5 protein-coding genes are annotated in these 7,029 nt (G+C 40.8%); 4 read left to right on the top strand and 1 reads right to left on the bottom strand.

Annotation, left to right across the window (positions count from 1 at the left end; translation table 11 throughout):
• Positions 1 to 199 precede the first annotated feature (199 nt).
• The 3 genes from lonB (at position 200) to yihA (ending at position 5,120) form a co-directional block, all read left to right on the top strand.
• Entirely contained in the window at positions 200 to 1,864 is a 1,665-nt protein-coding gene (gene lonB, locus AC52RT_RS02040) for an ATP-dependent protease LonB (protein ID WP_495539202.1), read from the top strand.
• Between the two features lie 356 nt (positions 1,865 to 2,220).
• Positions 2,221 to 4,542 (top strand): endopeptidase La, encoded by a 2,322-nt coding sequence (lon, locus tag AC52RT_RS02035; protein ID WP_495539201.1) that lies wholly within the window; start codon positions 2,221 to 2,223, stop codon positions 4,540 to 4,542.
• Complete coding sequence (gene yihA, locus AC52RT_RS02030) at positions 4,539 to 5,120, top strand: ribosome biogenesis GTP-binding protein YihA/YsxC (RefSeq protein ID WP_495539200.1); 582 nt, start codon at positions 4,539 to 4,541, stop codon at positions 5,118 to 5,120. The genes lon and yihA overlap by 4 nt, the downstream gene beginning before the upstream one ends.
• Before the next feature lie 47 nt (positions 5,121 to 5,167).
• Here the strand turns inward: yihA and AC52RT_RS02025 are convergent, their stop codons facing one another.
• Positions 5,168 to 5,653 carry a hypothetical protein gene (locus tag AC52RT_RS02025; RefSeq protein WP_495539199.1) on the bottom strand — a complete coding sequence of 162 codons (486 nt, stop codon included), beginning with the start codon at positions 5,651 to 5,653 and terminating at the stop codon, positions 5,168 to 5,170.
• A 231-nt stretch (positions 5,654 to 5,884) separates the two neighbouring features.
• Here AC52RT_RS02025 and hemA point away from each other — a divergent pair.
• The coding region (gene hemA, locus AC52RT_RS02020; protein WP_495539198.1) for a glutamyl-tRNA reductase at positions 5,885 to 7,029 on the top strand (1,145 nt) is incomplete at its 3' end.

Below are 7,029 nucleotides of genomic sequence, written 5' to 3'. Positions count from 1 at the left end.
AGGCAAGAAAACATCAGCTTAATATCTCCAAAAAGCCCTGCCTCGAGCAGGGCTTTTTTTGTTTGCAAAGTATACGGATACTCCCCAGTTCAACATTATTGTAAATTAGAACCTTCTCTAATCTCTAAAGTTTGCGGTTATTTCGTCAAAGTGGGGAAATACTAGCCTTACAATGGTGGTATCTGCAGGAGGGAAAGAGATGAATTGGACAGGGCTAGCATTATTTATCCAGTTGTTTTTTGGCGTAATTATTGGTGTTTACTTTTTAAATCTTCTTAAGGGTCAGCGAACACAAAAGGTTTCAATTGACCGCGATTCTCGAAAGGAAATTGAACAGCTGAGAAAGATGCGTTCGATTTCTTTAACGGAACCATTGTCTGAGAGAGTGCGGCCGGTTACGTTTGATGATATTGTCGGCCAGGAGGATGGGATTAAGTCGTTAAAGGCTGCTTTGTGCGGACCAAATCCGCAGCACGTCATCATTTACGGCCCGCCTGGTGTCGGTAAAACGGCAGCGGCACGACTAGTTTTAGAGGAAGCAAAGCAAAATATGAAATCACCTTTTCGTCAATCAGCCGTGTTTGTTGAACTTGATGCCACAACGGCACGATTTGATGAACGGGGGATAGCTGATCCATTGATTGGTTCCGTTCATGATCCGATTTATCAAGGGGCAGGGGCAATGGGGCAAGCGGGTATTCCTCAGCCAAAACAGGGTGCTGTGACGAACGCTCATGGGGGCGTGTTGTTCATAGATGAAATTGGCGAATTGCACCCGATTCAAATGAATAAACTGTTAAAGGTTTTAGAAGATAGAAAGGTGTTTCTTGAAAGTGCCTATTACCAAGAAGAAAATCTAACCATCCCAACTCATATCCATGATATTTTTAAAAATGGTCTTCCGGCCGATTTCCGGTTAATTGGGGCGACGACTAGAACACCAAATGAAATACCGCCTGCGATTCGTTCTAGATGTATGGAAGTCTTCTTCAGAGAATTAGAGAGAAGTGAAATCAGCTCGATTTCAAAGAAAGCTGCTGAAAAAGTTAACATGGAGATATCTGATAAAGGGTTGGAAGCAATCGCTGAGTATGCAAGAAACGGGAGAGAAGCTGTCAATATCGTTCAAACCTTGACTGGTATTGCGATAACGGAAGATCGTACGTATATTAAGGAAAACGATATTGAGTGGATTGCCCACAGTAGTCAATTGACACCAAGAATGGATAGAAAAATTGCAGATGAATCCAAAATAGGTCTGGTGAATGGACTGGCTGTCTATGGTCCTAACAGCGGTGCTCTTCTGGAAATCGAAGTAAATGTAATTCCTGCCCTTGATAAAGGGAGTATCAATATTACGGGAATTGCAGAAGAAGAACGGATAGGGGGCAATGGTAAATCCATCCGTCGTAAGAGTATGGCAAAGGGTTCCATAGAAAATGTTATTACCGTACTGCGTTCTATGGGAGTACCGGCCGATCAGTTTGATATTCATGTTAATTTTCCAGGTGGAAGTCCCGTGGATGGTCCTTCTGCCGGCATTGCGATGGCAACGGGGATATATTCGGCTATTTATCAATTTCCTGTCGATCATCTGGTTGCCATGACGGGTGAAATTGGAATCCACGGCACGGTTAAACCGATAGGTGGAGTGATTCCGAAAATTAAAGCGGCCAAGCTGGCTGGGGCTAAACGTGTGATTATTCCCTTTGATAATATGCAGCCGCTGCTAAAGGAAATTAAAGACATCGAGATTATTCCTGTGAAAATGATTAAAGAGGTATTTGAGTTTGCGTTAAAGAAAGACCTTATCACTAAACAAATAAATGTCGAAATCGATTTGACGAAAAAAGAAAGTGTGTAACCAAATTCCCAGTGGAACATCAACACTGGGATTTTTTTATGTTCTTGATAAGAGAAGTTATTGCGTGCGTTTTTTTACCTTTTTGGAGATAATAAAAAAAGAAAATGCCGGAAGTGTCTTATAATATCGCCTTAAGAACGTGTACGAATAGACACTGCCAGCTAAATAAGTTAGAATTGTTAGAAGGCTGACAAGTTGGAAAGTAAATTATTTTGCAGAATATGATCGATGTTAGACCTGTATTATACACCGGAAAACCAAGGTTGAAGGCAGTAAAATGGGGTGCTCTCATCGGTGTTTCTGCCAAAAACGACTTAGGAAGTGTATTGGAAATATAAAGTGAGGTGCCAGGTATTATGGCTGACAAAGAAATCATCGTTCCCCTCCTACCGCTTAGAGGATTACTTGTCTATCCAACGATGGTGTTGCATTTAGACGTTGGACGCGATAAATCTGTTCAAGCGCTTGAAAAAGCTATGTTAGATGATCATTTAATCTTCTTGACCACTCAAAAGGACGAGTCCATTAATGAGCCGGGAGAAGAAGACTTATATAATATGGGAACGTTAACGAAGGTTAAACAAATGCTTAAGCTTCCGAACGGGACAATTCGCGTCTTAGTAGAAGGACTTAATCGTGCGGAAGTGACAACGTTCTATGATAATGAAACGTATTTTTCCGTTAAGCTGGATGTATTTGAAGATAACCAAGAGAAAGAAATAGAGCATCAGGCTTTGATGCGTACGCTCCTTGAATACTTTGGACAATACATTAAACTGTCCAAGAAAATTACAGCTGAAACGTTTTCATCGACTTCGGATATTGAGGAGCCTGGCCGTCTTGCGGATATCATTGCTTCTCACCTTCCATTAAAGCAGAAGGAAAAGCAAGAAATTCTTGAGATTATTGATGTACGGGAACGTTTAAGCAAAGTTATAGAAATCATCAATAATGAAAAAGAAGTCCTTCAGCTTGAGAAGAAAATTGGTCAGCGAGTCAAACGTTCCATGGAACGAACTCAAAAAGAATATTACTTACGTGAACAAATGAAGGCCATTCAGAAAGAGCTTGGAGATAAAGAAGGGAAGACCGGTGAAATTGCGGTCCTTACTGAGAAAATCGAAGCTGCTGGTATGCCGGAACACGTCAAGGAAACCGCTTTAAAGGAAGTAGACCGTTACGAAAAGGTTCCCTCCTCATCTGCTGAGAGTTCCGTGATTCGCAATTACATTGAGTGGCTGATTACGATTCCTTGGTCGAAAGCGACAAAGGATGACTTAAACATTCATAAGGCTGAGAAAATCCTTAATCGAGATCATCATGGTCTGGAAAAGGTAAAAGAACGGGTCTTGGAGTACTTAGCTGTTCAACAGTTAACTCGATCATTAAAAGGACCAATCCTTTGTTTAGTCGGTCCTCCAGGTGTAGGGAAAACAAGCTTGGCTAAATCAATTGCCACTTCAATGAATCGTCAATTCGTACGTGTATCATTAGGCGGCGTTCGTGATGAATCTGAGATTCGCGGCCATCGCAGGACCTACGTCGGGGCGATGCCTGGACGAATTATTCAAGGAATGAAAAAAGCGGGTACCGTTAACCCTGTTTTCTTACTTGATGAAATCGATAAAATGTCAAATGATTTCCGCGGTGATCCTTCGGCTGCCATGCTAGAGGTGTTGGACCCGGAACAAAACCATAATTTCAGCGATCATTATATTGAAGAGTCTTATGATTTATCCAAGGTTATGTTTTTAGCAACAGCAAATAATCTTGCGTCAATCCCAGGGCCGCTGCGTGATCGGATGGAGATTATTTCAATTGCAGGTTATACTGAAATTGAAAAACTTCATATTGCTAAGGATCACTTACTGATTCGTCAGCTGCAAAATCATGGTCTGCAAAAATCACAGCTTCAAGTCCGCGAAGAAGGCTTGATGCAAATTATCCGCTATTATACACGAGAAGCAGGGGTCAGAAGTCTTGAGCGTCAGCTGGCAGCTATTTGCCGAAAAACGGCGAAAATTATTGTTTCAGGTGAGAAAAAGCGTGTAGTTGTCAGTGACAAAAACATGGCTGATTTCTTAGGGAAACCTATTTTCCATTATGGAATGGCTGAAGTAGAGGATCAGATTGGTGTCGCAACCGGACTTGCTTATACAACGGTTGGCGGGGATACGCTTCAAATAGAAGTCTCTCTATCTCCAGGTAAAGGCAAGCTCGTGTTAACAGGTAAGCTTGGCGATGTGATGAAAGAATCTGCACAAACTGCCTTTAGTGTAGTTCGTTCAAAAACGGAGCAGCTGCACATTGATAAGGATTTCCATGAAAAACAAGATGTTCATATTCATGTTCCTGAGGGAGCAGTTCCAAAGGACGGACCTTCAGCTGGAATAACCATTGCTACAGCATTGATTTCTGCACTAACCGGTCGTCCTATTAGAAAAGAGGTAGGCATGACAGGCGAGATTACATTACGGGGCCGTGTACTTCCAATTGGCGGCTTGAAAGAAAAATCCCTAGCAGCTCATCGAGCAGGGTTGACCAAATTAATTATTCCAAAGGATAACGAAAAGGATATTGATGATATACCTGAAAGTGTCCGCAACGACTTAGAATTTGTTCTTGTTTCAGAATTAGACCAGGTTCTTGAACATGCATTGGCAGGTGAAAATAAATGAAAGTAACGAGTTCTGAAATTGTCATCAGCGCAGTTAAGCCAGAGCAATATCCGAAAGCACCCATGCCAGAATTCGCATTGGCAGGCAGATCAAATGTTGGGAAATCAAGCTTTATTAATAAGATGATTAACCGCAAAAATCTGGCACGGACGTCATCAAAGCCAGGTAAGACACAAACGTTGAATTTCTTTATCATCAATAACATGCTTCACTTTGTCGATGTTCCAGGGTATGGGTATGCGAAAGCTCCGAAAACCGAACGTGATTCTTGGGGTAAGATGATTGAAACCTATCTCTCTACACGTGAACAGTTAAAAGCTGTAATCATGATTGTTGACTTACGCCATGCACCATCTAAGGATGATATAGCGATGTATGAATACTTCAAACACCACGACTTACCATGTGTGGTTGTCGCGACAAAGGCTGATAAAATTCCTAAAGGTAAATGGCAAAAGCATCAAAAAGTGGTTCGTGACACACTTCAAATGGATAAGAGTGATGAGATTCTGCTCTTTTCGTCTGAAACCGGACAAGGAAAAGACCAAGCTTGGGGCATAATTAAGAAATTTATGTAAGTGCCTCAGAAAAAGAGTGCAGAGAATTAGTTCTCTGCACTCTTTCTTTAGTCTTTTTTACTAATTAAGAAGTATATCCCGATGGCAAGTAAGACAAAAGGATAGTATTTACCGGGATCAGTCATTCCTGTGTTGGTGATATGCAGCCATGATATTATATGGTCATAATAAATGGTGATTAAGGAAATGATAAATAATAATATTCCGGGTAGTAAACCAGCATTTGTCTTTCGAGCCTTTAGGATCATGCCGAGCGAAACAAATAGAATGAATATCCCAATATTATTCGGCCATAATTCAAGCATATTAACAAAATGAAAGTGGAGACCGATACCAAGTAAAAGAACACCTGGAAGGATGGATTGGGTATCGCCGCCTGCATAGGCAGGGACTAAAAAGGCAATCCCAATTAGACAAAGAATGGTCGGCCAATCAAAAAAGCCGGGAAATAATTCAATTTGCGCCCGCTGCAGCATAAAATACAGGCCGAGACCAAGCAGAATAATTCCGGGAAAGGTTCGTGTTGTTTTCATAGAGACCTCCTTGTTAGTTTGATTGCTTGAAGTTCAGAAGCATATTTGGTATGGTACTTTTGTAGCATTTTGAAGGATGTTTTCGAGACATCTTGGACGGGAATAACTAGTACAGTAACATGTTAGCATATCATTTCATGAAGTGTTCATAAAATTGTTCTGACTATTAAATAATACATGTTATAATATACAGGGTTTCATTGACTAAAATTTGGGGGTGCAATAAACGGGATGCATATTCTTGCGGTTGGATTAAACTATAAAACGGCCCCTGTTGAAATACGCGAAAAATTATCATTTAATGAATCGGAACTTCCAGAGGCTATGAAGGCTCTTAAAAATAAGAAAAGTATACTAGAAAACGTAATCGTTTCCACTTGCAATCGGACTGAAATTTATGTAGTAGCTGATCAAATGCATACAGGTCGATATTATGTTAAGGAATTTCTTTCTGAATGGTTCAATATGGAGAAGGATGAGTTCGCACCTTATTTATTTATCTATGAAGTAGACGGTGCGATTGAACACTTATTCCAAGTTGCCTGTGGTTTAGACTCTATGGTTCTTGGAGAAACACAAATTCTTGGACAGGTACGTTCAAGCTATATGCTTGCACAGAAAGAAGATACGATTGGGACGGTTTTCAATCACTTATTTAAACAAGCATTGACGGTTGCTAAAAAGGCTCATGCTGAAACGGAAATTAATACGAATGCAGTTTCAGTCAGTTATGCAGCAGTAGAATTGGCTAAGAAAATTTACGGTGAGCTGGATAATAAGAGTGTCTTAGTAATTGGTGCAGGTAAAATGGGTGAACTGGCTGTCCATAACATGCATGGCAGCGGCGTTTCAGATATTACGGTTATTAATCGAACCTTTGAAAAAGCTGTCGAATTAGCGGACAAGGTAACGGGAAATGCTAAGCAGCTTCAAGAGCTTCAATGTGCACTTGTTGAAGCGGATATTGTGATCAGTTCAACTGGGGCGAAAGATTATGTGATTAACAAAGAAATGATGACATTCGTTAATAAAATGCGCAAAGGTCGTCCCATCTTTATGGTAGATATCGCGGTACCACGGGATCTTGACCCTGCACTGAGTGATCATGAAAATGTTTTCCTCTATGACATTGATGATCTTGAAGGCATCGTTCAAGCAAATATGGCAGAAAGAAAACAGGCTGCAGACAAAATCTCACTGATGATTGAAGCAGAAGCAGTCGAATTTAATCAGTGGGTGAACATGCTTGGTGTCGTACCGGTTATGTCAGCACTTAGAAGTAAGGCGCTAACGATTCAGGCTGATACGATGGAAAGCATTGAACGCAAACTGCCTCATTTAAGTGAACGTGATAAAAAAGTATTAAACAAGCATAC

Source organism: Peribacillus sp., from assembly GCF_059453735.1.
The sequence above is the reverse complement of the archived record's forward strand: the minus strand, read 5'-3'. Positions and strand labels throughout refer to the sequence as shown.